Here is a 23613-nt window from a genome sequence, read left to right on the forward strand (position 1 = left end):
AGAGGGAGCGGTAATCCGGAGTCACGATTCGAGAGAAGGTGCATTGGCGATGACCGCGTCGATTCCCTCAAGGTGTCTCCACAACCGCGGCGGTGTCGGGTGCATAGATCGCGACGGAGAGAGCCTCCAGCACGCTCGCGGTCTTTGGCCCAAAACTGAGAACATCGTTGTCAGCCATGTCAACGATCCGGCGATTCTGCCCAGCCGGGGTCTGCGCGAGTGACGGAACACTAACCAGTAGGCCATCCACCCCGTCCACGGATTCGAGCCCCTTGGTCATCACCAGCACTACATCGGGTTGTGCAGCCACCAAAGCCTCATCGGTCATGGGCTGCATGCCTTCCCAACCAATTTCGGCGGCCACATCCACTCCCCCGAGCGAGCTGATGAGAGAGTCGGTTCCCGATCCTGGGCCGAAAAGGTAATAGATACCCGATTGCCCACGAACGTAGAGGAACACCATCCGGAGCTTCTCCCCTTCAGCCGGGGTGATCTCAGCAATGGCAGCGGTCATGTCAGCTATGTCGGCGTTTGTCTTATTCGCCAGCCTGGCTCCGTCATCGGGAACCCCGAGAGCTGCAGCGACCTGCTCGATGAGTGGACCGACGTTCTCCATGGAGCGGTGCGAATCGACGACGACTACGGGGATACCGGCGTCGCGCATCTGCAACACCGCATTCCATGGGCCAAGACTGGAGTCGGTAATAATGACTGTCGGTGCGAGCTGAAGGATGGCTTCAGCGTTGAGCTCGTGGCCGTTCTGGGTAACCAACGGCAGGTCGGCGATCTCCGGGAAGCTGGAGCTCACGTCACGGCCCACCACGTTGTCACCCAGCCCGAGTTCGAAGACCGTCCGGGCAGTGGTCCCGTAGAGGTCGACCGCCAGGATTCGGCTCGTGTCATGGATCGTAACCTCAATACCCTGGCTGTCGATGATCGTTGCCGGGAGGATCTCATCCTGAGGGTTACTGAGAGGGACAAGGGCAGGATCGCTCAGGAGTGCTGTCGAAGGTCCCTGGTGCGATTTGGGATCCTCCAGCACCACAGCGTCTTCGAAGGCGCGGCCAGTTTGACCCGAAGCTTCTTCAATGTCGGCTCCACAACCAGAGACCAGCACAGTGACCGCGAGGATCGCAGCCAACAGCCTGAACCCGGCCAGGGTTGGGCTATGTGCCCAATTTCGGGCGCGCCGATAGTACGGCTGATGACGCATTTTTGCTCCCATAGATCTGCCGCTGAGGGCCGTCTGAGTGTCTGAATGACCCCGGTTCGAGCGATCGAATCTCGAGGTAAGGTAAACCTAACATTAAGTTCACGAGTTAGGTCACAAATCTCTTACCTAATTGATTTTTGTGTGACAGGCTGTCTCGTGACACCTGAACTTTTCCCTCTGAGTCGAGAGCTGGACATACATGACTACCCTTTCCTACGACCTCAAATCTCATACGGCGGAGTCCCACAGGAAGGCCGAGGACGCCGGCTTTGTCACCGAATTACTGGACGGACGATTGGACGGACAACAGGTTGCACAGCTCCTGTTGCAGAGTCTGGTCATCTATCGGGCCCTTGAAACGGCCATCGATGTCAACCCAGATCCACGATTGACCTCCCTCGCCGATCCGGCTTTGCTGCGGGTGCCCGCCCTGGAGACCGACATGCAGGCCCATTTCGGACCAGAGTGGAAAGCGCGACTGGCATCCGGTGAGCTTCGAGTCACCCAGGGTGCGCTTGCTTACGCGCAAGAATTGAGCACTGTCGGTCCACACTCCGTCACCTACCTCGTGGCGCATCATTATGTGCGGTATCTCGGAGATTTATCAGGCGGACAGATCATCTCGACCCTGGTGCAACGTCACTATGGGCTCACACCTGACGGGTTGAACTTTTACAATTTCGATGGCATCGGCAAGCTGAAAATCTACAAAGATGCCTATCGAACTCGGCTGGATAGGACCCACTTCTCGTCTGAGGAGAAGTCGCAGATCCTGCACTATGCGACCGCCGCCTTTGAGACCAATACGAAGGTCTTCGTCGATCTGATGAATGACCATTTAGCCACAGTTGCGCACTGAACTACACCAGGACTCATCGGGAACCGTACCGGCTCGATCGAGACTGCCCCCGGCTTGCTTGACTCTCTGACCTAGCGAGCTGAGCTCGTGGAAGGATGTTGACCATGCCGACGGCTTATGGGGTGGAGTTTCATCATCCAATCATGTAGGCGAATCCACGCCCCTCCGATGCCACAGCCTGGACGAAGTTTCTGGCTCGATGAAGGAACTCGGTTGCATAGGCAACCTCGGACTCCAGCCTCTGGGACGAGTGGACCCCCTCCAAACCCGCTTCGATGTCGTGGTCGCCAATCATCTCCACATCCCGGGCGACTAGTTCAACCTCGTCCGGTGGGATGGCGCGCAGCCATGGGCGCCAGGTGAAACCATTGTCGAGGTAGGTCACGTGTCCTTCAAACATTCGATAGGCCGGTCTCGCTCTATCACCTGCAACGGGAGGAGCGGTGAGCCGCTGCAGACACGACCACGCCTTATCAAGGTAAAGAAGGTCGCGCTCGGGGACGGATCGCCGAAAATCTGTGGAACCCTGCGTGAAGCCCTCTTCGAGGCCCAGAACGTCTGCGAGCGGGTCGGATCCGATCACGGTGAGTGGGTCGCTGAGCGCCCTCTCGGTCTGCTCGCTATCGAACGCGTATGCGTAGTATCTAATACCCATACGACGATTCTGAGCCCATCAAGACACTTTCACTCGCTGGCATTGGCTATATGTGGATAACCCCACCCCTTGGGCAGTCCTGTACGGTAACGGTGCGACATTCCGACACGGAATAAGAGATCTCGATCCCCCACGCGACAATCACAGAAGAGGATCCACTTGCTGCGCTCGGGGACCGTAGACGTCGCGGCGGTGGCCGACCGTGATCACGGCAACGACAAGAACGTTGTCGTCGACGGTGTAAATGATGCGGTAGTTCCCTACCCTCACCCGGAGCCCAGGCCGCCCCTGAAGCGACTTGGCCACTGGCGGCCGCGGATCCTCCCCAAGAAGCGCAATCGCCCCACGAATGCGGTCGCGATCCTGATGATCGATGCGCCTCAAAGCACGAACTGCAGCAGGGCGCAGCTCGATTTGGTAGCTCACGTCCAGCCTAAATCTGCCTTTACCTGAGCCCAGGGAATATTGGGGCCTTCCTCAGCTATTGCCTCGTCGAACGCAACAACATCTTCGGCATCTTCGAGCGCATCCAGCATCCGCTCATACTGCTCGGGGCTAACGATCACGGCGGCGCGCTGACCGCGACGCTCGATGAACACAGCTTCGCTCTTCGAACGGGCAATGACGTCGGAAAGATGGTTGCGCGCATCTGCGACGCTGCCGCGGTTAGAACCGTCATTCCAACGCGCGGATATCGTCCCTTCCCAGGCCTGAGGGAGATGCTCACGCTGTCCTGCAAATATTTCACCGGGCGTCCTTGTCCGGGGCGAGTCTTGGCAATCCGCGCAATCGTTCACTGCACGAGCGCGCCGTCGACCCCTTTTCTAATCATCCGCGGGATGACATGTCATTAACGCTCGTATCGGAGGGAGCTGGGGTCCTGGTCCCCTGAGACTTGTTTCCAGCCGTCCCTTGCCAGGTCCCGCTTCAGTTCTGCCAGTGCTGCGTCCATTCCCGGGGACCAGCTCTCCTGTGGTGACACCGGGGGGACCGATCTTGCTGAAGGAAACGTCGAGCTCTTGTAACGAGTCTTTCCGTCGACTTGACCCACGAACCGCAGATGAGTGCTTCCGTATTGGGACCCGAGCGTTGTCAGGATGCTCGCCCACCATGACGTGCCCCCGATATCCTCAAGGGCAACGGTGAGCTCCTCCTTCGCCAGCTTCACGAAACTGTTCCTTGAATGACTTTGCGATGCGAGGGTGAACGAAGTGAATGCCACACGCTCGTCGGGTACTCCTCCTTCAGCAGCCATGTCAGGCCACCAGCAAGCACAAGATTGGGCAGCGTCCAGATTCCCAACGGTGTATCAGCATTCAAGAAGACGATGGCACCGGCCAGACCCACTTTGACGGATCGGCCGCGACTGAAAATCAGCAGTCCAATGGCGATTTCGCCCGCATGTTGATCTGCCTCCTCGCTTCCGCGTCGAAGAACGCTTTTTATGGCGTTCGATGATCCGACGCGGTCCGGAGACAACAGGGTCTCTTGCATCCGCTTCACCGGACAGGGCCAAAAGTCCCCGTCGGCGGCAGAGCTACCAGGCAAGGTGAAGGCCCGCCCATGCTCCCTCCTGCTGGTCAGGGCGTCGCCCCTCGGGATTCAGTGACGATCTATGATCTGGTTTCGGGGTGACGGGGCGCTTCAGCTACAGGAGGAAGTCGCTTCCCGGTGCCGGTTCGGCCTCTGCTGTGGAAGACTGCTGGCATGGAGGCCCCAGCGCGCGATCACGACATCGTCCTCTTCGGTGCGACCGGCTTTGTCGGTGAATTGATCGCCGGATATCTTGCGGACCACGCTCCACCGGACCTGCGCGTGGGACTCGCGGGGAGGTCGAGGGTGAAGCTCGAGGCCGTACGGTCCAGGTTGCCTGTCGCCGCACAGGACTGGTCCCTCATTGAGGCGGATTCGGGGCGCCCTGACTCGCTCGCGGCGCTTGCAGCGAGTACCAGAGTTATCTTCACCACGGTGGGTCCCTACGCGAAGTACGGGCTGCCGGTTGTCGAGGCGTGTGCCCGCGCCGGCACCCACTACGGGGACCTGACGGGCGAGGTGTCCTTCGTCCGTGAAGCCATCGACCGTTGGGACGCCCTGGCAAGGACTACAGGTGCACGGATCGTCCATGCGTGCGGCTACGACTCCGTCCCGTCCGACCTCGCGGTGCTCCTCCTGCACCAGGCCGCGGAGGCCGATGGTGCGGGGGGACTGACCGAGGTGCAGCTCGTCGCCAGGGCGAAGGGCGGCTTTAGCGGCGGCACCATCGACTCCATGCGTGGGCAGCTCGACGGTATGCGGGCGGACCCTGTGCTGCGATCGCTCGCGGGTGATCCCTACTGCCTCAGTCCGGACCGGACGGCGGAGACCTCGAACCGGCAGCCGCCGGATCTGGGGTGGGTCGGCCGGTCGGAGGACGGCCTGTGGGCCGCGCCCTTCATCATGGCGTCGGCGAACACGCGGATCGTACGTCGCAGCAATGCCCTGCAGGGTTGGGCCTACGGTAGGTCCCTGCGGTACGGCGAAGTGATGGGTATGGGGCGAGGGCCCGTCGGCGCCGTCATCGCCGGAGCGACGGCGCTTGGCATACGGCTGTTCGGAGCCGCACTGGCCCTACCTTTCACGAGGAAACTACTGGACCGCGTCCTTCCGTCGCCTGGTGCGGGCCCGAGCGAGGCCGCGCGGCGCTCAGGTTGGTTCCATTCTCAGGTGACTGCTTCCACGGAGAGCGGCCGGCGGTACCGGGCCGTCGCAGCCGGGCCCGGCGACCCGGGATACGCTGCCACCGCCGTGATGGCCGGGGAGGCAGCGCTCTTACTTGCCTTGGACGGCGACCGTCTGCCGCCCGCCGCAGGATCGCTGACCCCGGCGACCGCCTTCGGCGACGTCCTGGTTGAGCGGCTGCGCGCCGCAGGCCATACCTACGAGGTCATTTCCCTCACCTGACGCAGGAAGTGGTGCACTGGTCGTGCTCAATGTCCAAAGAGGAGTGAGAGGCCTACTTCGCAGGACGGAAGGCAGAAGCCATGTCCGCAGGCAGATAAGCGGCTTTACAACGTCTTATTCATAAATACAAAGTGCCTCGCCAGGTTACTGACCCGGCCGCGTCATTTCGGACTGAAAGATAGTTGATCGGTGGAATCGAGCTGAGCCTGAGTCTTAGAGACATGTGATCACGGCAACGACAAGGACGTCGTCGACGGAGTAGAGGATGCGGTAGCTCCCTATTCGGACCCGTAGCCCGGGTCCCCCCTGAAGCGACTTGGTCCGTGGTGAGAGGCGAATACTAAACGTTGAAACGGAACTCCACGACGTCGCCGTCGGCCATAACGTATTCCTTGCCCTCAATACGGACCTTGCCACGGGACTTGGCCTCAGCCATCGATCCGGCGTCCACCAGATCATCGAAGGAGACCACCTCTGCCTTGATGAAGCCGCGTTGGAAGTCGGTGTGAATGACTCCCGCAGCTTCGGGAGCGGTCGCGCCCTTGGTGATGGTCCACGCCCTGGTTTCCTTGGGGCCGGCCGTTAGATAGGTCTGGAGGCCGAGGGTGTGGAAGCCCACGTGTGCCAGCTGGTCAAGACCGGACTCGCTCTGACCGTTCATCTCGAGCATTTCGCGAGCCTCTTCCTCGTCCAGCTCGACCAAATCTGACTCGAGCTTGGCATCGAGGAAGATGCAGTCGGCGGGCGCCACGAGTTCGCGGAGCTCGGCCTCGCGTTCCTCGTTCCCTAGGACAGAATCGTCGGCGTTGAAGACGTAGATAAAGGGCTTGGCGGTAAGCAAGCTCAGTTCGCGAAGATGTTCCATCTCCAGCTTGTGTTTGGCGACCGAGGCGAAAATGGTGTCGCCACGTTCCAGCACCGATTGCGCGGCAACCATGGCTGCGAGCTGCGCCGGTTCCCGCTTCTTGATCTTGACTTCCTTCTCAACCCTGGGAATGGCTTTCTCAAGGGTTTGGAGGTCAGCAAGGATCAGCTCGGTATTGATTGTCTCCATGTCGGAACGAGCATCGACCTTGCCGTCAACGTGAATCACATCGGGGTCGTCAAACACACGGATTACCTGAGCAATAGCCTCGGCCTCACGGATGTTGGCCAGGAACTGGTTTCCCAGTCCCTCACCCTCCGACGCGCCCTTGACGATCCCTGCGATGTCAACGAAAGAAACTGTGGCTGGCAGAATGCGCTGCGACCCGAAGATTTCGGCCAGTTTGCCAAGCCGTGCGTCAGGCAGGCTCACCACCCCGACGTTCGGCTCGATGGTCGCGAACGGGTAGTTCGCAGCAAGCACATTGTTGCGGGTGAGCGCGTTGAATAGGGTTGATTTGCCGACGTTGGGCAGTCCGACGATGCCAATAGTAAGAGCCACGGGAATAGAGTCTACCGTTTGCCCCAGCTTTCACCGCGCCGTGGCGGGTGAACCAGAATGTCGGTGCTGACTGAGATGGTGGTGGCATGGACGGATTCATTGTGGTTTTGATCGTATTGTCGGTGCTCATCGGCGCAATTCTCGGGGCGGTGGGTGTCGCCTGGGCGGCACGGCTCAAGGTGCAGCGTTTGGCAGAGGAGCTCGACGACGTCGGCGAGCGTCTGGGGGGCACCAACGCCGCGTTGGCTACTGCAACAGCGGAAAACCGGATGCTGGTCGCCCAAAACCGTGAGCTCACCTCCCGGTCAGTCAGTGATCAGTCGGTCTTGCGTGCGCTGGCGCCGGTGGCCGACAAGCTGACTCATCTCCAGTCTCAGGTGGGGATCCTCGAACGCGACAGGGTGGAGCAGTTCGGGCAACTCGCCGAACAACTCAGGGAGGCACGGCACTCGGACGCGCAACTCCTATCCACCACGCATTCGCTGACGGCTGCACTGCGGAGCAACAGCGCCCGCGGCCAGTGGGGGGAGGTACAGCTTCGACGGGTGGTCGAGGCGGCAGGAATGCTGCCCCGCGTCGACTTCCTGGAGCAGGCAACCATCACACTCAGCGCTGGCGCCAAAGACACCTCAGCCAGGCCCGACATGATCGTTCAGCTGCCCGGTGGTAAACAGCTGGTAGTGGATGCGAAGGTGCCACTGGCTGCGTTCCTTGACGCCCAGGAGTTGCCCGAGGGATCCGACGGTGGAGACGGCCAGTCGGCCAGCCAGCGCGAGATCCTGCTGCAGCAGCATGCCAAAGCGCTGCGGGCACACATTGATGCCTTGGCACGAAAGCGGTACTGGCAGGGCGTGGAGAACACGCCGGAGTTGGTGGTGTGTTTCATCCCCGTAGAGTCGGTGCTTTCATCGGCGCTGCGCGCAGATCCCGGCCTTCTCGATTACGCCTTCACCCGCAACGTGGCACTAGCCTCACCGGTTTCGCTTCTGGCCATTTTGAAAGGTGCGGCGTACAGCTGGCGGCAGGATGTCCTGACCGAAAATGCCAAAGAGCTGTTTGACCTGTCCCGGCAGCTCTATGACCGGCTAGGCACCATGGGAGAGCACGTGACCAGGCTCGGCAATTCACTGAAATCGTCGGTGGAGAAATACAACTCGTTTGTGGGGACCCTTGAGTCACGGGTCTTGCCAACGGCCCGCCGCATCAACGACTTCGATTCCGCTTCCCTGGACGGCTCGTCGACCGATCCGGCGCAGCCGTCCAGCACGCTCCGGGTACCAGCGGTGGAGTCAACACCACGGCTCCTGAGCGCACCCGAGCTGCTTGAGGATAACGCGTCAGGGAACGACGGCGACCGCCGCAGCGCGTAGGACTGGCCTCAGCGCTTGGGCCGGGGTCCCCTGCCACCGATGCCGCTGGTGGAATCCCCCATCGCCTTGAGGGTGGCGCGGATTTCCTTGGGCAACGAGAAAATGATGTCCTCCTCGGCCGTGACCACTTCCTCGACGTCGCCGTACCCATAGTCTGCGAGGAGACGCAACACATCCTGGACCAGATTGTCGGGGACAGACGCACCCGATGTGACACCAATGGTTGAGACGCCCTCGAACCAGCTCTCGTCCACCTCGTTCGCAAAATCGACCCGGTAAGAGGCCTGGGCCCCGTACTCAAGGGCCACTTCAACCAGGCGTACCGAGTTGGAGGAATTGGCTGAACCAACCACGATCACCAGATCCGAGCTGGGTGAGATCTTCTTGATCGCTGCCTGCCGGTTGGAGGTGGCATAGCAAATATCGTCACTCGGCGGGTCCTGCAGGGTGGGGATGCGTTCCTTGAGCAGGTTGACGGTGAGCATCGTCTCATCGACGCTAAGGGTGGTCTGCGACAACCAGATCACCTTGTCGGGGTCGCGGACCGTCACCTTGTCCACATCCTCCGGACCGTTGACGATCTGGATGTGCTCCGGGGCTTCCCCCGCGGTGCCTTCTACTTCCTCATGGCCCTCATGACCGATCAGCAGGATGTCGAAATCGTCCCTCGCAAAGCGGACCGCTTCCTTGTGGACCTTGGTCACCAGAGGGCACGTGGCGTCGATGGTGCGCAGCCCCCGGTCTGCTGCCGATTGGATCACTGCTGGCGAGACGCCGTGGGCGGAAAAGACCACCAGGGCACCCTCGGGTACCTCCTCGTTCTCTTCCACAAAGATGGCACCCTTGGCCTCAAGCGTGGAGACCACGTGCAGGTTGTGAACAATCTGTTTGCGCACGTACACCGGCGCGCCGTAGTGTTCGAGAGCTTTCTCGACGGCGATTACGGCCCGGTCCACTCCGGCGCAGTAGCCGCGCGGTGCAGCGAGCAGGACTTTGCGCCCTCCCGAGACGGGCTGCGCGGCGTCGATCTCGGCAGGCGAGCGCCGCCTCCTAGGCACCGAGGGCATGGGCACTGAGACTGCTGTGCTGGTCATCCCTCAATGCTAACGGTTGTGGGCCCTCTGACCCGAGACAGCTGGCCCTGATCCGCTGAGAGCTAAGCCACGGTTGTTCTTCGACCGCCGCTGATCAGCCGGGATGCTACCCCTACCAGGAGCAACACCACTCCCACTCCGATGACCGCCAGACATAGCGGCTCGCTGACCTCCGCGGCCCGGGCTACCAAACCGTCCTGGAACAGGGCCGAGATGGAACCTTCAGATGCCCCGCGCTCGGCCCGCACCCGTTCCAGAATCTCTGGCGCGGCCCGGACCCCCGCCCAGTAGAGCACCCCGAGGGCCGCCGTGCCCAGGCCCAGCAACGCCAGGGTTGTGCTCCGCCGTCGGGCTAGCCCAAGGGCGCTCAGTGCGCTCACCACCGCGCCGGCACCTAGTATCGGCCACAGCCCCGCGACGGCCGCAAGCTGGCCCACAGTGCTTTGCCGCTCCGGTGAAGCGACTTCCACCAGGGTCTGCTCCGGAGCCGGGACGTCTACCCCCAGTCTTGTCCCCACTTCCTGAAGGGCGAGGGCGAGAACCGGGGCGAGATCGAGCCTCACGGGTTCGGGCGAGTCAACACCGTTGAACACGTCGGCGTCGGCCGGGAAACTCAGCTCGTGCGACCGCTGCAACGTGTCATTCCATGCCGCTGGATAGCCTGGCAGGCCAACGACGTTGCCCGCCGCCTCCGCGATGAGCGGTTCAACAATGCCGGTCAGGGCCTCGGGAAGTCCAGCATTTGCGGTAGCTTCGGAGGCTAGGGCTGACGTTAGCTGCGCCTGAAACTCGGGATCAGAGCCAAGCGGTCCGGCCAGCTCAACGAAACCGTCCACCTGCACGAAGTTCCTGTCGATCCAGGCACCAGGCAAGGCAATCCCGGCCAGCACCAGCGCTACCAGCGTGAAAAACGCCGCACCAAACGTCCGCATATTCTGTCCTGCCTTGTAGTGAGAGAAGTATTGATTATGCCCCGGCCAGCTGGACTCTTCCTCCACACCGAGTCTGTGTGGACCCGGCCGGGGGCGCAAGCTGATAAACATGAAGGGAACAAGGTGCAACGCCACGCCTTGTTCCAGCCACAAGCGTTGGGAGTGTCAACTGATGAATGACGACGGCGCGGTGCAGCCGCGCAACGGTTCCAACGGTGTGCGCCTCCAGAGCCAGGACCTGGCTGGTGTAAACCCATCTCAACCCACGACTCTTCCTGCCACCGCGGCCGAAACAACGGCCGAGCGGCCCTGGCCCCTTCACCTGCTCTCCGAGAAGTTGAAGGCTCATCTGGAACGCGCTCCGGCCGCCTGGGTTGAAGGGCAGATTATTGAAGTGAACCGCCGGTCCAATATGTGTTTCGTGACGCTACGGGATGTCGACGCCGAGGTGTCTCTGCCGTTGACGATCCGCAGCAACGTGTTGTCCCGCCTGGACCTGCCGCTCGAACATGGTTCACGTGTGGTGGCCCAACTGAAGCCTGACTTCTGGCTGAAGACCGGGCGCCTATCCATGCAGACGTGGCAGATCCGGCAGGTGGGCCTCGGTGACCTGTTGGCGCGGATTGAACGGCTTCGGCAGTCACTCGCCGCCGAGGGTCTGTTCGCCGCACGGCTCCGTAAACCCCTCCCTCTGCTCCCCCACCGGATTGGGTTGATCACCGGGCGCGGTTCGGACGCGATGAAGGACGTACTACGAAACGCCAGCCTGCGGTGGCCGGCCGTCGAGTTCGAGATCCGGGAGGTCGCGGTTCAGGGGGTTGGCTGCGTCGGCCAGGTGACCGCGGCACTGGCCGAATTGGACGCCATGCCCACTGTGGACGTCATCATCATTACCCGGGGTGGCGGCTCACTCGAAGACCTTCTGCCGTTCAGCAGTGAAGAAATGGTCCGGGCGGTAGCAGCGGCCCGGACTCCAGTGGTGAGCGCGATCGGGCATGAAGCAGACCGACCACTGATTGATGAGGTGGCGGATCTCCGTGCGTCCACCCCCACCGATGCAGCCAAGCGCGTGGTCCCCGACGTCGCTGAGGAATTCCAGCGGATCCGGCAGTCTAGGGCGCAACTCTCCCGGGCCATTGGAACGCTCGTTGCAAGGGAAACCGAGCGGCTCACCCACCTCCGTTCGCGGCCAGTGTTGGCCCAGCCTGAGGGGATGGTGTCGGTACGGGTGGATGACGTTGAGAGGTTACGAGGGCGCGCACGGCTCGCGGTGACGTCGGCCGTCTCGCGCGACACGGACCGCGTGCACCACCTTCGCTCCCAGATCCGGTCACTTTCTCCGCAGAATACCCTCGACCGCGGGTACGCGGTGGTCCAGCTTGAGGATGGGTCCATCGCGCGGGATGCCGCGTCGACTTCTCCCGGGTCCCTGCTCAAGATCCGTCTGGCGCGCGGAGAACTCGCCGCCTCAACCCTCGCATCCAGCCACCCCCACATCACCAATCCAGAGGACACCCCATGAGCCAGCCCACCGGATCTGCTGCCAACGACCCGACAGCAGATCAAGACGTCAGCAAATTGTCGTACGAACAGGCACGCGAGCAACTCGTCTCGGTCGTCAGCCAGCTTGAGGCCGGCGGAGTGACCCTTGAACGTTCCCTGGCCCTATGGGAACGAGGCGAGGCGCTAGCCGATCATTGCGAATCCTGGCTTGAGGGCGCCAAGAAACGTCTCGCGGCGGCCCGCGACAAAGCCGAGCAAACCGGCTAGCCAGTCACCACGACCAAGGACGGCCGGGCGGGTTGGCAGGTGGCGACGTCGGTCAGGACTGGGCGAGGCGTGCCTGCTCGGCTTCGACGTCGAACTGGGCTTTCGGCCAACTGAGTTGCATATCCTGAAGCGCGTCGATGATGAGTTGCTGAACAGCCATCCGTGCGTACCACTTCCGGTCTGCGGGAACCACAAACCACGGCGCCTCGGGAGTGGTCGTGCGCTCAATCGCCAGTTGATAGGCGGCCTGGTACTCGTCCCACAACTCGCGTTCGTCCAGATCGCCGGTGTTGTACTTCCAGTGTTTGTCTTTGCGTTCAAGCCGTTCCGCCAGTCGAGATTTCTGCTCCTCCGGACTGATGTGGAGCATTACCTTGATGATGCGTGTTCCTGATTCCACCAGCGACGCTTCGAAATCCCTGATGACGTCGTAGCGCTCCTCGATCACCGATGGCTTCGCCAATCCGCGCACCCGCTGGATCAGTACGTCTTCGTAGTGGGAGCGATCGAAGACGCCGATCATTCCGGGACCGGGCAACTGTTTCTTGATCCGCCAAAGAAAGTCGTGGCGCTTCTCTGCGGCCGTGGGTGCCTTGAATGCGTAATGCTTGACGCCCTGCGGATCGACTGCCCCCACCACATGGCGGACAATTCCGCCCTTTCCCGCAGTATCCATGGCCTGGAGCACCACGAGTAGCGAGACCTCGCTGCCGAACCTGCTTTCGGCAAAGAGTTTCTCCTGAAGCTCCGACAGCTCCGCGTTCTCAGCGTCCAGCTTGAGCCGGCCCTTTTTCTTACCACCCGAAAATCCGGGGGTGGAGCGGGAATCGATCGAGGCGAGGTCGATATCCGGCCCCACCAGCAGGGCCTTGCTGGGGCTGGTCTCAAACGCTGGGGTTGCGGGCGTCATAGTGTTCCTTCCAGAAGCGATTTATGGCTTGTAGGTACTGAGGAACTCGGCTAGCCTGCCGATGGCATCCTCAAGGTCGTCCACGTTGGGCAGCGTGACCATTCTGAAATGGTCGGGATTGATCCAGTTGAAGGCGCGGCCGTGGGAAATCAGGATCTTCTGCTGCTTGAGCAGATCGAGGGCGAACTGTTCGTCGTCCTTGATCGGATACATTTCGGGGTCCAGCCGTGGGAACAGGTACAACGCACCCTGCGCCAGTTCGCAACTCACCCCGGGAATCTCGTTCAACAGCTGATAGGCCTTATCGCGCTGCTGCTTCAGCCGTCCCCCGGGCAGGATGAGGTCATTGATGCTCTGGTGCCCGCCCAGCGCTGTCTGGATCGCGTGCTGGGCCGGAACATTGGCACAGAGTCTCATGTTGGCCAGCAGGTTGATCCCTTCAATGTAATCTGCAGCCCGATGCTTGGGCCCAGTAATCGCCATCCAGCCGCTTCGGAACCCGGCGATCCGGTATGCCTTCGAAAGACCGCTGTAGGTCAGGCACAGCACGTCGTCACCCGTGACGGTCGCCGCGTTGATGTGAACCGCATCGTCGTACAGGATCTTTTCGTAGATCTCATCGGCGAAGATGATGAGGTCGTGCTCGCGCGCCAACTTCACCATCCCCTCGATGATTGAGCGTGGGTAGACTGCCCCGGTGGGGTTGTTGGGGTTGATGAGTACTATTCCCTTGGTCCGGCTCGTGATCTTTGCTGCAAGATCCTCGAGATCGGGCCACCAATGGTTTTCCTCGTCGCAGAGGTAGTGCACGGCAGTGCCACCGGCCAGGGACACCGATGCGGTCCACAGTGGGTAGTCGGGGGTGGGCACGAGTACCTCGTCGCCGTTGTTCAGCAAGGCCTGCAACGACATGGTGATCAGTTCGCTGACACCGTTGCCCAGGTAGACGTCGTCGACGTCCATGTGGGTAAGGCCGCGACCCTGGTAGTACTGCACCACTGCCGTTCGTGCTGAAAAAATGCCGCGGGAGTCGCTGTAGCCCTGGGCTTTGGGGAGATGGCGGATCATGTCCACCAGGATGGCTTCCGGGGCTTCGAAACCAAACGGCGCTGGATTGCCAATGTTCAGCTTCAGGATCCGGTGTCCTTCGGCCTCCATGAACTTGGCATGATCGAGCAGCGGCCCCCGGATGTCGTAGAGAACGTTCTGGAGCTTGTTTGACTGCTTGAATTCTGCCATTTACACAGGATGCCACAGCAGAGCGGTGGGATACGTGATTAGCACTCCGTAGCGCCTCTCGGCGCTGCCTTTCGTTACGGCTGACGGAACCTATTCCGATAGTCCTTGGCCTGGACCTCTTCCCTGGCGGCAGGCCGCTCAGATCTGCCTATACTGGTCCAGCCCTGAGGCTAACAACTCTCGACCCGCCCTCGACGCCGTAAGCCTCGAAGCTCTCCCGACGAGCGCGTTGGCCAGGCCTGATTTACCGGCGTACCAGGGAAGTGATTCGTGCATTGGGCGCTAACCCGCTGGGTAAATCCGTACTGCTGCAGCATGTTCACTGATTGTCCTCACAGTAAATTCTCCATGCATAAGGCGACATCTACCAGCCCCACCCGGTCAAGGGTGGGCAGGTCGGAGAGGTTCACCCAGGCGGCCCGGTCGGTCGATCCATTAGCCTCATGGCGGAGCGATCCATCGATGGTGCGAGCTCGATAAACAATCCTGAGTGCGTGCATCGGCCTGTCAGAACCGTTGAGGCGGTCGGATGCTGCGATGTGGAGGCTGTCCACACCCAACAGGTGATCGAGCTCGGCCGTGTAACCGGTCTCTTCATATATTTCGCGGACGGCAGCAGCCGGCGCGTCTTCGCCCAACTCCAAACCTCCGCCGGGAAGAGTCCAGCCAGCGGCCCCGGATTCGTTCCAATGCGCCAGAAGGATTTTGCCGTTGTCGATAATCAGCCCGTAAGCCCCAATCCTCGTATCCCATGCAGCACTCATGGCGGCAAGTCTAACCAGCGTGCGGTGTGAGTGGTCCTGCTCCCGGCAATCTATCGCTCGTCGGATGCTGGAACTTGACCCGCCGGGCAAAATGTTAACTACTTAACAGTATGGATCTCCGACAGTCGACCGTGTTCAAGCTGCACCGGGCAACAACACTGGTGACCCGGGTGTCCGACGAGTACCTCATCGCACGTCATGGCATCCACTACGCACCTTTCCTGGTCCTGTTGACCCTTCGCATCGCTGGCCCGTCTCCGCAGCGGGCAATAGCCCAGGGGCTTGACGTAAGCAGGGCATCGGTCACTCAACGCGTCCACCAGCTCAGGGAACAGGGTCTGGTCAGCGTGTCGATCAACGCCGCAGATCCGCGGGCGAACGTGGTCGACCTGACGCTCTCGGGTCGGCGGCTAACCGACGCCGCGTGGCACGGGCTCGAAGCGACGCTTAACGCCGTCGACGACGGTGTGGACGACGGATTACTCCGACATCAGCTCGAAAAGCTGATTACTAACTGCACCACTGCCCTTTCAGTGGTCAACGCGACCGACCACAGGACTGAGTGATGTTCCCTTCCCCAATCATCGCGGCGCCCATGGCCGGCGGCGTATCGACCCCGGCCTTGGTGTCAGCTGTCGCGCGGGCCGGCGGCCTTGGCTTCCTCGCTGCGGGCTACAAATCAGTCACTGCTTTGCGCGCTGAGATTGCATCGGTCCGCTTGACCGGCCTGCCTTTCGGGGTGAACCTGTTCGTTCCCGGTGGTCCTGCGAAAAACCGGGAACCGCTGTTGGCCTACCGCGCGAAGCTGGCTTCCCTTGCTGACCGTTATGGCGTGGTACTGCCCGATCCCCAGTACGACGACGACGGCTGGGACTCCAAAGTCCGCACCCTGATGGACGAGCCAGTCCCCTTCGTAAGCCTGACTTTCGGGCTACCGGACCGGGCAATCATTGGCGCACTCCAGCAACGCGGCACCGTGGTCATCTCAACGGTGACATGCCAACGTGAGCTAGCCGTAGCCCAGGAGCACGGGGTCGACGCAGCGGTAGTCCAGCACAGTTCAGCGGGAGGGCATAGTGCTGTCTTCGATCCCAGCCATCCGGCCGAGAGGCCAACCACCGACATTGCAGCCCTGATTGCCTCGCTGATCCCGAACTCCACAGTCCCACTGATTGCAGCGGGGGGTCTCACCGGAGGACGGGACATCCGGCGGACGCTCGACGCCGGGGCGACAGCCGTTCAGCTCGGAACACTGTTTGTGCGAACCCATGAAAGCGGTGCGCGCCAGATCCACAGAGACGCTCTCGCCTCCCTGGCATTTCCGGGGACTGCGGTGACCCAGGCATTCAGCGGAAGACCGGCAAGGGGGCTGGAGAATCAGTTCATGAGGGAACACCGCGATGCCCCGCTCGGATACCCGGAAGTGCATCATCTGACATCACCCCTGCGTGCGGCTGCCGCAGCTGCTGGCGATCCTGAGCTGCTGGCGTTGTGGGCCGGCACGGGGTACCGCGCCGCTCAGCCGATTGGGGCGACCGACTTGGTGGCACACCTAATAGCCGAGCTCGACCGCTAGGGTGGAACCCAACCGCAATCGTTCACGAGGAAGTGGCTTGCCCATGGCTGAAGACGCCGCACCTACCCTAGCCGCCCCCAACCGTGCGCGGGATACCCCGATGCTCGATCAGACAGACCAGCAGATCCTGAAGGAGCTGGTCGCCGACGCACGGATCACCAACGCGCAGCTCGCGGAGCGGATCGGGGTGGCGCCGTCGACGGCTCTCTTACGAACGAGACAACTCGTGGACCGCGGAGTGATCAGCGGGTATCACGCACAGCTCGATTTCGCGGCAATTGGCCGCGCCGTTCAGGCCATGGTCTCGGTCCAGCTCAAGGGTCATAATCGCGAGGAGATCGATCGGTTCACTGATCGGGTGCCGAATCTGCCGGAGGTAGTTTCCACCTTTCACGTCGCAGGATCGGTGGATTATTTGCTGCATCTGGCGGTGCCAAGCACGGAGGTCCTGCGGGACTGGGTACTGGACCATCTGACGACAGATCCGGTGGTAGGCCACACCGAGACGACCCTGGTGTTCAACCATTTACCGGGCAATACCGGGGTGTTGCCTTAGCCTCGACGACGGACGCTGCGGGGCCAGGTGCAGCTGGGCCCCTACAGCCGCAGGCCTGAGTGGTGCGCGGCCGCTGGATCCTGCCGTCTCTCGTCGTGAGCATGGATTGGTGCACTGTCGCGGGCCTGATCGAGTGCGAGTCGCTCGCCGATGGAGACCAGGCGGTGACCCACCAGGATGAGAAGGGCGTCGAAACCCGTGGGCCTGACGGGCGGGGAATAGGTGGCAAAAAGTGGGGCCTCAGTAGTTGGGCGGTGAAAGCTACCCAGGGAGGTGGCCTCGAAGTGTGCTGCGCAGGCTTCGCATTGCCAGAGCAAAGCTTGCCAGAGCGATCAGTCCCGCGAAGCCCGCTACCGAACGGTCCAGTCCCCACGCTTGGGTTGCGGCACCAAGGCCGACCACGGGAAGGCTGCTTCCCAGGTAGGTGAGGACATAGAGGGTACTGATGATCTGGGCATGTTGGGATGGCTCCACCCGCAGGGACACCTCGTTGAACACCATCCGAAACGCCACCCCCTGTCCCGCCCCGGCAATAACGCACGCCACAACCAACAGCGGCACACTCTCGATAGACCCAGCCACGGGGATCAGCGCCACCCCCACCCCTAGTGCGGTCAGCCCGAGTCCGACGACATGCCTTCCCCGCACCTTCATCAATTGGCTCAGCGCAGACGAGGCCAGGACCAGAGCTGCCAGGATCCCGATCAGGGGCCGGGAGCTAGTGTCGGCGAGCGAGGCAAAGTACGTCGGCGCCAGGCTGAGGGTGAAACCGAAAACGGCAAAACTGAGGAATCCAACTGCTGATGCATTCCAGAAGGCCCTACCAGCGGCTTTCGATACAGCGGGACGACGCGGCTTCAGGGCACGGAGGGGCGACGCTGGGTCGGCCGTCCTGATGGCTGGCCGGGCCTTCAGGGTGAGCAGCGGAACCAGGAGCATCAGCAGGACCACAGAATAGATGGCGAACGGGGTCCTGCTGGGATCGGGCAGCAGGGATAGCAAGCCGCCGATGATTGGCCCGGCGGCAACTCCCCCGGCTGACGCCAGCAGCGTGAATCGTGAAGCCCAGTCTGGTCGGTGTGGCAATAGGTCCCGCAATGCAGCGGAACTGGCCCCGGTCGCCAGGGCGACCGCCGCGCCCTGCAGGCAGCGCCCCAGAACCAGCATTGGAAGCGAGGTTGCTGCTCCGAATACCCCTGCCCCGGCAAAACCGATCAGGACGGCGAGCACCAGGGCCGCCCGCCGGCCAACATGGTCAGACCAATGGCCCACGAGCAGCAAGCCGACCACCAGCGACACCACATAGGCGGAAAAAGCCACTGTGACTTCGAGCGGCGAAATTCCAATCTTTGACTGCAGGATTGGATAGATCGGCGTTGCCAGGTTGGCCCCAATAAGGAGGGTCGAGATGACCACCGCAGCCAGCACCAGCCGACTTTTGACTGACGCGTCCCAGCCCCAGCGGATCTTGTCCGACGGTTTCATCCGCAGCTCGCTGAGAACACTCACTTCGACTCCATAGAGTTAAACAAACAGCACATATCCCCCTTATTCTCCGGTCCTCAGGTGCAATTGGGGCATTTTGAATAGTAAACTTGAGCTTTATCACCAATTTTTGACAACGGTACTGACAGGAAGTGGACGTCATGAGCAAATTGGACCGGGTCGACATCCGGCTCCTTCTGGAGCTGGTTCGGGATCCGCGGGCGCAAATTGGCGAACTCAGCGATCAGCTGGGTGTTGCCCGCAACACAGCCCAGTCACGTATTCGACGGTTGCTCAGATCTGGGACTCTGCGATCGAGCGGTCGCGAACTGGATTTGGAAGCGCTCAACTACGATGTTGCGGCCTTCGTCACTATCGAGGTCTCCCACCGCGAGCTCGACGGCGTCATTGCCGGCCTTCGACGCCTCTATCAGGTACTGGAAGTCCATGAGATCTCGGGCCGTGGCGATATCTGGTGTCGTGTCACCGCAACCGACACGCATCACCTGCAATCTGCACTTCGATCGATCCTGCGGATCAAGGGAGTGATTCGCACCGAGACCGTCCTGGCCCTGCACGAACACATCCCGTACCGCACCGAACCGCTATTGCAGACCCTCGCCGAGGAGAACTGATTTTTCCCGGACTCTCATGTGGGTCTCATCTTGAGTGGTGATATTCAGGGATGAAGTCCCCACGGGCCCAGCAAGGCACCGCCGCCCACGCCGATGGCACCGTCCCCCTCGTCGTCGCAGTCCGACACTGTGCAAATCCCCTCCCGGAACCTGTTGATACTGGAGCCAGGATCGGGAGGTACTTGGTTACTGTCGGTGGGGTCCTTTCGGGATCCTCAGTAGCTCGTTATATGACCACTGTGCACGGCGTTTGTGAGACGAGAAGGACTGATTATGAGACCTCTCACAATCAGTCAGCTTTCAAGCGTCAACGCTTCGTTGGCGAGGGTCTCCGCGATGGAGAGCCGCTTCAGGGCGTCGGCTCTCCAGGACGTCGGATCCGCGGTGGTCGCCCTGTGTTTGGCGCCGGCCACCAGGGTGAGCGCCACGCCTGCAGCACGGCCACGAAGGGCGGCCGGGTTCACTTCGCCGTCGAATACTGCCAGGAACCGGTGGAGAGCCGCGGGGACATGCTGGTAACGGCTGTCCAGGGCCGGTAAGACCGCAAGATGCCCGATGAAGCAGGCCAGGTCGTCCACCAGGTACCCGGGGCCCAGCGCGTCAACGTCCAATAGACCTGACACATTGCCGCCCGAAACCAACAGATTCCCTTCATAGAAGTCGCCGTGCGACGGGACTTTGGGGCCGGCAGGGCTTGATGCAACGAGACTGTGCACCCGTTCGGCGAGTTCCGAGATTCGTGTCGCTTCGCCCGGTAGGACGGCGGTAGCTCCCTTGGCGTAGTCGCGGACCCGTGCCGACCAGGCTGGCCGCTCCGGCAGCTGCATCGCTTCGGCTGGCAGCCGGCGCAGCAACTCGACCAGGGTCTTCGGGCTAAGCGACTCCGCACCGTCGCGCATGAGTTGTTCAGCAAGCGGGGTGCCGGCAGCTGGGTGCATCGCCAGCACATCGGGTGCCGGAACGTCGATGAGTGACGGGGCGGGTATCGCCGCCGCCCTGAGCATTTGATGACGTGCGGCGAGTTGGGCTGCTTGACCGGCCCGGAGAACCTTCAGATAACGCCGCTGGCCGGCCAGGTCTGCGGTGAGGACTGCCCGTCTGAGGGGACGGTAGCTGACCGTCGCCAGCACCGGAACGCCCTCCGGTAACGACCCGGTTGATTGGCTGTCCAGGAACAGCGCTTCGCCCACTTTTCGGGCATCGCACGCCCACGGCAGCCCGGGTAGCAGTGGATCGTTAGGGTGTAGCCACACCGTTAACGTGGTGTCGTCGGGTCTGCTGAGCTGCACCGTTGCGGGGATGTCGGCAGGTAGTGGCGCGGTGCTGACGCATAAAAAATCTGTGGTGAGTTCGCCGTTTTCGGCTTCCGCCTGCACCTGATATATTCCGGTTGCCCCGGCTCCGGGACGGTGGTGAACCTGTTCCAGTGACCAGTGAGTGGGTCGTCGTCCTAACGTCGCGAGTGCGAGGCGAAGTGGCTCAGCCACGTCGTCTCCCTCAAGCAAACGCAGTTGGGCCGCCTCGGCCCCCTGCCTTGGGTGGGAAGAATCAGGCCCGACGACGCTGTAGGACGTCATCCAGGTTCATCCTGCCAGTGGTGGGGTTGGCGGTTGAGTTGCTTCCCGATGACGTGTCAGGACTGGCTACTGCGGGCGCAGCTGCTCCTTGTTTCAGGGTCGTTTTGGCCTGTGCCTTCGGAGCAGCAGGGAGCTCCAGTGGGGCTGGAGCCTGCCGCTGTGCCTTTGCGGCTGCAACATAAATGGGCTTGGGCACCTCAACGGGCTGCCAGGGTGTTCCTGCGGATTCGGTAGTCGCCTTAGCGTCGGGTGAGACGGAACTGTGGGGATCAGCGCTGGCTGCTTCCGTAACGTTGGCACTGGCGGCGACGGCCAGGGCTGCCTGGCGCAGTTCGGTGGCAGTCAGGTTTGCGGTACCGGTTGTGCCCGTCGTCGACCCCTGCTCGTTAGGAGAGCTCTCTGCTGCGGGGCCCGTTGTTTCGGCGTCGAAGAGGTTGGTCTCCCGCTGCGGGGCGGGAACAGCCGGGGCGGCGAACGCTTGTGCCCGGGGAGGCAGGTCAGTCGTCCGGTGGGACATGGCGTCTGCGAATGCCGCCTCGACCTTACGACGCCGATCGCGGACAGCGAGGACCCGGAGTCCTGCTACCGCAAGCAGGAAAAGCACGAAGGCTCCAGCAGGTACCAGTGCTGGCACCAGGGAGAGGGCGGCGAGAGGTATGCAGACGACGGCCGCTAGAAGCGCTACAGCAGCGATGGCGGCAATGGAGCTGCGCCCGCGCCGGATGGTGAGGTGGCCCTGGGGCGAGTAGGCCTTGGGGGCTGCTCCGCCGCCCATGGTGCCAGCGGCGTCGGTGGTGTGGCCGGACATTTCCATAATGCTCCCCTGAGAGACTTTGCTCTCGGCTGTTGCTGATGAAACTAGGGCGGAGGTGGCCACCGGCTCAACCAACAGGGCCGGGCGGCGGATACGAAGAACGTAGGGGGCAACCCAGATCAGCCAGAGGCCGACAATAGCGGCGAGCACCACCGAGCTGTTCATAGAGAAGTCCACGTCTAAAACCGTAGGTTGTTTACCCTGATCAGGTGAGTATTGCCGGCGGTGTGTCGTCCCCGGGTTGGTGAATTGCCGTGTCCCGGTGGCTACGCGCCACCTGGTTTTTCCAGCGTGCCAGTAGCCCGTCGGGGACCTCGTCGTGGGTCAGCGCGAAGCTGCGATGGTCGGCCCATTGACCGGCAATGTGCAGGTAACTCTCGCGCAGCCCTTCGTCCCGAAATCCCAGTTTCTCGACGACGCGTAGACTCGCCGAATTTTCCGGCCGGATGTTGATTTCCATCCGGTGGAGTCCCAGGCTCCGGAAGCAGTAGTCGGTCACCAGGGCAACTGCGGTGGGGGCGATGCCCTGGCCGGCGCGCTGCCGGTCCACCCAGTAGCCGAGAGTGGCGCTCATCGCCGACCCCCAAACGATCGTCGAAACCGTGAGTTGGCCGACAATGGCGGTCTCCCGGAGGTGAGAGCTGCGTTTAGTGATCAGAAAAGGTAACGCGGAGCCGCTCCGTGCCTGTTTCTTCAACGACCGGACCATCTCGGTGTAACTCGGCAGGTAGCCGCCCGGGGCGGGATTTGATGCCTCCCAAGGCGCCAACCAGTCAGCGTTGCGTTGCCTGACCGCTGACCATTCCCGCTTGTCTCGTAAACGAACGGGCCTGAGGACCAGATCGTCGGTCTCAAGGGTCACCGGCCAGGTGAATTGCCCGCTCACTGGGTACAGGCTAGCCGTTGAGGTTGTTGGTGAAGCTCTTCAACCAGTCCTGGAGGTCTGGGCCGAGATCCTCACGCTCCGACGCGAGGGTGACCACGGCCTTGATGTAGCTGAGCTTGTCTCCCGTGTCATACCGGCGTCCACGGAACACCACTCCGTATACGCCTGATCCTTCGCCGTCGGCAGAGGCAAGAGTCTGCAGCGCATCGGTCAGCTGGATTTCACCGCCGCGGCCGGGGCCGGTGGTTTCCAGAACGTCGAAGACCCGCGGGTGCAGGACATAGCGACCGATGACTGCCAGGTTCGATGGAGCTTCGTCAATTGCTGGCTTCTCCACCAGTTCGCTGACCCGAACATACTCTTCGCCGTCGATGGCTGAAATGTCGGCGCAGCCGTAGGCGCTGATCTGCTCAGGGTCAACCTCGATCAGCGCGATCACTGACCCACCGGTCTTTTCCTGTACCTCGATCATGGTCTTGAGGAGAACATCCCGCTCGTCGATCAGGTCATCGCCGAGCAGGACGGCGAATGGCTCGTTGCCGACGTGAAGCTTCGCACGGAGCACTGCGTGTCCGAGACCCTTCGGGTCGCCTTGGCGGAGGTAGTGGATATCCCCGAGCTCCGATGGACGACGGACCGCGGCGAGCTTTTCGTGATCGCCCTTCGCCTCGAGGGTCTGCTCGATAAATGGCACCCGGTCGAAGTGGTCCTCCAGCGAACGCTTGTTGCGTCCGGTGATCATCAGAATGTCGGTCATACCGGCATGGACTGCTTCTTCGACCACATACTGGATCGCCGGCTTGTCGACTACCGGAAGCATTTCTTTGGGCATCGCCTTCGTGGCGGGAAGAAACCGCGTGCCAAGTCCCGCAGCGGGGATGACAGCCTTGTTCACTCGTGAGCTCATGACAC

Annotated in this window: 26 protein-coding genes; 9 read left to right on the plus strand and 17 right to left on the minus strand. The window is 61.8% G+C overall.

From position 1 onward, the window contains the following. Positions 1–67: 67 nt before the first annotated feature. Positions 68–1213, minus strand: coding sequence for a heme/hemin ABC transporter substrate-binding protein (locus ACX80Z_RS01950; protein WP_459314753.1), 1146 nt, complete (start codon positions 1211–1213; stop codon positions 68–70). A gap of 199 nt (positions 1214–1412) precedes the next feature. On the opposite strand from ACX80Z_RS01950, the gene ACX80Z_RS01955 reads away from it, so the two are divergent. Further along, entirely contained in the window at positions 1413–2072 is a 660-nt protein-coding gene (locus ACX80Z_RS01955; RefSeq protein ID WP_459314754.1) for a biliverdin-producing heme oxygenase, read from the plus strand. 133 nt (positions 2073–2205) lie between these two features. On the opposite strand, the gene ACX80Z_RS01960 is transcribed toward ACX80Z_RS01955, so the two are convergent. From ACX80Z_RS01960 to ACX80Z_RS01980, 5 genes are all read right to left on the minus strand, one after another. Continuing rightward, the gene (locus ACX80Z_RS01960; protein WP_459314755.1) at positions 2206–2727 is read right to left on the minus strand and encodes a hypothetical protein; all 522 of its coding nucleotides are present in this window, start codon (positions 2725–2727) and stop codon (positions 2206–2208) included. A 141-nt stretch (positions 2728–2868) separates the two neighbouring features. Next, positions 2869–3153 (minus strand): type II toxin-antitoxin system RelE family toxin, encoded by a 285-nt coding sequence (locus tag ACX80Z_RS01965; protein WP_116778659.1) that lies wholly within the window; start codon positions 3151–3153, stop codon positions 2869–2871. Then, positions 3150–3524: a type II toxin-antitoxin system Phd/YefM family antitoxin gene (locus ACX80Z_RS01970; protein ID WP_459314756.1), complete on the minus strand. Its 375-nt coding sequence runs from the start codon at positions 3522–3524 to the stop codon at positions 3150–3152. Before ACX80Z_RS01970 ends, ACX80Z_RS01965 begins: the two co-directional genes overlap by 4 nt. Positions 3525–3577: 53 nt before the next feature. Then, a complete protein-coding gene (locus tag ACX80Z_RS01975; RefSeq protein WP_459314757.1) occupies positions 3578–3895 on the minus strand; it encodes a hypothetical protein in 318 nt (105 codons plus the stop codon). Next, the gene (locus tag ACX80Z_RS01980) at positions 3892–4221 is read right to left on the minus strand and encodes a hypothetical protein (RefSeq protein WP_459314759.1); all 330 of its coding nucleotides are present in this window, start codon (positions 4219–4221) and stop codon (positions 3892–3894) included. Before ACX80Z_RS01980 ends, ACX80Z_RS01975 begins: the two co-directional genes overlap by 4 nt. Before the next feature lie 213 nt (positions 4222–4434). Between ACX80Z_RS01980 and ACX80Z_RS01985 the strand changes: the two genes are divergently transcribed. Beyond that, complete coding sequence (locus ACX80Z_RS01985) at positions 4435–5667, plus strand: saccharopine dehydrogenase family protein (protein WP_459314760.1); 1233 nt, start codon at positions 4435–4437, stop codon at positions 5665–5667. Positions 5668–6007: 340 nt separating this feature from the next. Here ACX80Z_RS01985 and ychF read toward each other — a convergent pair whose 3' ends face one another. Beyond that, complete coding sequence (gene ychF / locus ACX80Z_RS01990) at positions 6008–7093, minus strand: redox-regulated ATPase YchF (RefSeq protein ID WP_459314761.1); 1086 nt, start codon at positions 7091–7093, stop codon at positions 6008–6010. A gap of 86 nt (positions 7094–7179) precedes the next feature. Here ychF and ACX80Z_RS01995 point away from each other — a divergent pair, with 86 nt between their 5' ends. Then, on the plus strand, positions 7180–8463 hold the full coding sequence (locus tag ACX80Z_RS01995) for a DNA recombination protein RmuC (RefSeq protein WP_459314763.1): 1284 nt from the start codon (positions 7180–7182) through the stop codon (positions 8461–8463). Between the two features lie 8 nt (positions 8464–8471). Here ACX80Z_RS01995 and ACX80Z_RS02000 read toward each other — a convergent pair whose 3' ends face one another. Both ACX80Z_RS02000 and ACX80Z_RS02005 read right to left on the minus strand, forming a co-directional pair. After that, positions 8472–9557 carry a 4-hydroxy-3-methylbut-2-enyl diphosphate reductase gene (locus ACX80Z_RS02000; RefSeq protein ID WP_459314764.1) on the minus strand — a complete coding sequence of 362 codons (1086 nt, stop codon included), beginning with the start codon at positions 9555–9557 and terminating at the stop codon, positions 8472–8474. A 62-nt stretch (positions 9558–9619) separates the two neighbouring features. Continuing rightward, positions 9620–10489, minus strand: coding sequence for a hypothetical protein (locus tag ACX80Z_RS02005; RefSeq protein ID WP_459314765.1), 870 nt, complete (start codon positions 10487–10489; stop codon positions 9620–9622). Positions 10490–10661: 172 nt separating this feature from the next. Here ACX80Z_RS02005 and xseA point away from each other — a divergent pair, with 172 nt between their 5' ends. Beyond that, positions 10662–12011 (plus strand): exodeoxyribonuclease VII large subunit, encoded by a 1350-nt coding sequence (gene xseA / locus ACX80Z_RS02010; protein ID WP_459314766.1) that lies wholly within the window; start codon positions 10662–10664, stop codon positions 12009–12011. Continuing rightward, positions 12008–12259 (plus strand): exodeoxyribonuclease VII small subunit, encoded by a 252-nt coding sequence (locus ACX80Z_RS02015; RefSeq protein WP_019481602.1) that lies wholly within the window; start codon positions 12008–12010, stop codon positions 12257–12259. The genes xseA and ACX80Z_RS02015 overlap by 4 nt, the downstream gene beginning before the upstream one ends. Before the next feature lie 52 nt (positions 12260–12311). Here the strand turns inward: ACX80Z_RS02015 and ACX80Z_RS02020 are convergent, their stop codons facing one another. The 3 genes from ACX80Z_RS02020 to ACX80Z_RS02030 all read right to left on the minus strand — a co-directional run bounded on the left by ACX80Z_RS02020 (position 12312) and on the right by ACX80Z_RS02030 (position 15172). Then, on the minus strand, positions 12312–13169 hold the full coding sequence (locus ACX80Z_RS02020) for a polyphosphate kinase 2 family protein (protein ID WP_459314767.1): 858 nt from the start codon (positions 13167–13169) through the stop codon (positions 12312–12314). A 21-nt stretch (positions 13170–13190) separates the two neighbouring features. After that, on the minus strand, positions 13191–14408 hold the full coding sequence (locus ACX80Z_RS02025; RefSeq protein WP_024476874.1) for a pyridoxal phosphate-dependent aminotransferase: 1218 nt from the start codon (positions 14406–14408) through the stop codon (positions 13191–13193). A 332-nt stretch (positions 14409–14740) separates the two neighbouring features. Beyond that, positions 14741–15172: an NUDIX hydrolase gene (locus ACX80Z_RS02030; RefSeq protein ID WP_019481599.1), complete on the minus strand. Its 432-nt coding sequence runs from the start codon at positions 15170–15172 to the stop codon at positions 14741–14743. A 110-nt stretch (positions 15173–15282) separates the two neighbouring features. On the opposite strand from ACX80Z_RS02030, the gene ACX80Z_RS02035 reads away from it, so the two are divergent. Genes ACX80Z_RS02035 through ACX80Z_RS02045 form a run of 3 tightly spaced genes read left to right on the plus strand, consistent with a single transcriptional unit; the run spans position 15283 to position 17304 of the window. After that, the gene (locus ACX80Z_RS02035; protein WP_459314768.1) at positions 15283–15738 is read left to right on the plus strand and encodes a MarR family winged helix-turn-helix transcriptional regulator; all 456 of its coding nucleotides are present in this window, start codon (positions 15283–15285) and stop codon (positions 15736–15738) included. Then, entirely contained in the window at positions 15738–16748 is a 1011-nt protein-coding gene (locus ACX80Z_RS02040; RefSeq protein ID WP_459314769.1) for a nitronate monooxygenase, read from the plus strand. Before ACX80Z_RS02035 ends, ACX80Z_RS02040 begins: the two co-directional genes overlap by 1 nt. Positions 16749–16791: 43 nt before the next feature. Then, positions 16792–17304 carry an Lrp/AsnC family transcriptional regulator gene (locus ACX80Z_RS02045; RefSeq protein WP_019481596.1) on the plus strand — a complete coding sequence of 171 codons (513 nt, stop codon included), beginning with the start codon at positions 16792–16794 and terminating at the stop codon, positions 17302–17304. Between the two features lie 261 nt (positions 17305–17565). Here the strand turns inward: ACX80Z_RS02045 and ACX80Z_RS02050 are convergent, their stop codons facing one another. Continuing rightward, positions 17566–18813: an MFS transporter gene (locus ACX80Z_RS02050; RefSeq protein WP_459314770.1), complete on the minus strand. Its 1248-nt coding sequence runs from the start codon at positions 18811–18813 to the stop codon at positions 17566–17568. 137 nt (positions 18814–18950) lie between these two features. On the opposite strand from ACX80Z_RS02050, the gene ACX80Z_RS02055 reads away from it, so the two are divergent. Continuing rightward, entirely contained in the window at positions 18951–19424 is a 474-nt protein-coding gene (locus ACX80Z_RS02055; RefSeq protein ID WP_459314771.1) for an Lrp/AsnC family transcriptional regulator, read from the plus strand. 293 nt (positions 19425–19717) lie between these two features. On the opposite strand, the gene ACX80Z_RS02060 is transcribed toward ACX80Z_RS02055, so the two are convergent. The 4 genes from ACX80Z_RS02060 to galU form a co-directional block, all read right to left on the minus strand. Next, positions 19718–20911: a phosphotransferase gene (locus ACX80Z_RS02060; protein ID WP_459314772.1), complete on the minus strand. Its 1194-nt coding sequence runs from the start codon at positions 20909–20911 to the stop codon at positions 19718–19720. A gap of 61 nt (positions 20912–20972) precedes the next feature. Beyond that, complete coding sequence (locus tag ACX80Z_RS02065) at positions 20973–21992, minus strand: hypothetical protein (protein WP_459314773.1); 1020 nt, start codon at positions 21990–21992, stop codon at positions 20973–20975. A 28-nt stretch (positions 21993–22020) separates the two neighbouring features. Further along, positions 22021–22701: a GNAT family N-acetyltransferase gene (locus ACX80Z_RS02070; RefSeq protein WP_459314774.1), complete on the minus strand. Its 681-nt coding sequence runs from the start codon at positions 22699–22701 to the stop codon at positions 22021–22023. A gap of 10 nt (positions 22702–22711) precedes the next feature. Beyond that, positions 22712–23608, minus strand: coding sequence for a UTP--glucose-1-phosphate uridylyltransferase GalU (gene galU / locus ACX80Z_RS02075; RefSeq protein WP_019481588.1), 897 nt, complete (start codon positions 23606–23608; stop codon positions 22712–22714). Between the last annotated feature and the right edge of the window lie 5 nt (positions 23609–23613).

The sequence above is a fragment of the Arthrobacter sp. TMT4-20 genome (assembly GCF_054510775.1).

Bases quoted from the DNA above. Each gene is read 5' to 3' on its own strand.
- ACX80Z_RS01950 (WP_459314753.1), bottom strand. From the start codon at position 1,213: ATGCGTCATCAGCCGTACTATCGGCGCGCCCGAAATTGGGCACATAGC.
- ACX80Z_RS01955 (WP_459314754.1), top strand. From the start codon at position 1,413: ATGACTACCCTTTCCTACGACCTCAAATCTCATACGGCGGAGTCCCAC.
- ACX80Z_RS01960 (WP_459314755.1), bottom strand. From the start codon at position 2,727: ATGGGTATTAGATACTACGCATACGCGTTCGATAGCGAGCAGACCGAG.
- ACX80Z_RS01980 (WP_459314759.1), bottom strand. From the start codon at position 4,221: ATGCAAGAGACCCTGTTGTCTCCGGACCGCGTCGGATCATCGAACGCC.
- ACX80Z_RS01985 (WP_459314760.1), top strand. From the start codon at position 4,435: ATGGAGGCCCCAGCGCGCGATCACGACATCGTCCTCTTCGGTGCGACC.
- ACX80Z_RS01995 (WP_459314763.1), top strand. From the start codon at position 7,180: ATGGACGGATTCATTGTGGTTTTGATCGTATTGTCGGTGCTCATCGGC.
- ACX80Z_RS02000 (WP_459314764.1), bottom strand. From the start codon at position 9,557: ATGACCAGCACAGCAGTCTCAGTGCCCATGCCCTCGGTGCCTAGGAGG.
- ACX80Z_RS02005 (WP_459314765.1), bottom strand. From the start codon at position 10,489: ATGCGGACGTTTGGTGCGGCGTTTTTCACGCTGGTAGCGCTGGTGCTG.
- xseA (WP_459314766.1), top strand. From the start codon at position 10,662: ATGAATGACGACGGCGCGGTGCAGCCGCGCAACGGTTCCAACGGTGTG.
- ACX80Z_RS02015 (WP_019481602.1), top strand. From the start codon at position 12,008: ATGAGCCAGCCCACCGGATCTGCTGCCAACGACCCGACAGCAGATCAA.
- ACX80Z_RS02020 (WP_459314767.1), bottom strand. From the start codon at position 13,169: ATGACGCCCGCAACCCCAGCGTTTGAGACCAGCCCCAGCAAGGCCCTG.
- ACX80Z_RS02025 (WP_024476874.1), bottom strand. From the start codon at position 14,408: ATGGCAGAATTCAAGCAGTCAAACAAGCTCCAGAACGTTCTCTACGAC.
- ACX80Z_RS02030 (WP_019481599.1), bottom strand. From the start codon at position 15,172: ATGAGTGCTGCATGGGATACGAGGATTGGGGCTTACGGGCTGATTATC.
- ACX80Z_RS02035 (WP_459314768.1), top strand. From the start codon at position 15,283: ATGGATCTCCGACAGTCGACCGTGTTCAAGCTGCACCGGGCAACAACA.
- ACX80Z_RS02040 (WP_459314769.1), top strand. From the start codon at position 15,738: ATGTTCCCTTCCCCAATCATCGCGGCGCCCATGGCCGGCGGCGTATCG.
- ACX80Z_RS02045 (WP_019481596.1), top strand. From the start codon at position 16,792: ATGGCTGAAGACGCCGCACCTACCCTAGCCGCCCCCAACCGTGCGCGG.
- ACX80Z_RS02055 (WP_459314771.1), top strand. From the start codon at position 18,951: ATGAGCAAATTGGACCGGGTCGACATCCGGCTCCTTCTGGAGCTGGTT.
- galU (WP_019481588.1), bottom strand. From the start codon at position 23,608: ATGAGCTCACGAGTGAACAAGGCTGTCATCCCCGCTGCGGGACTTGGC.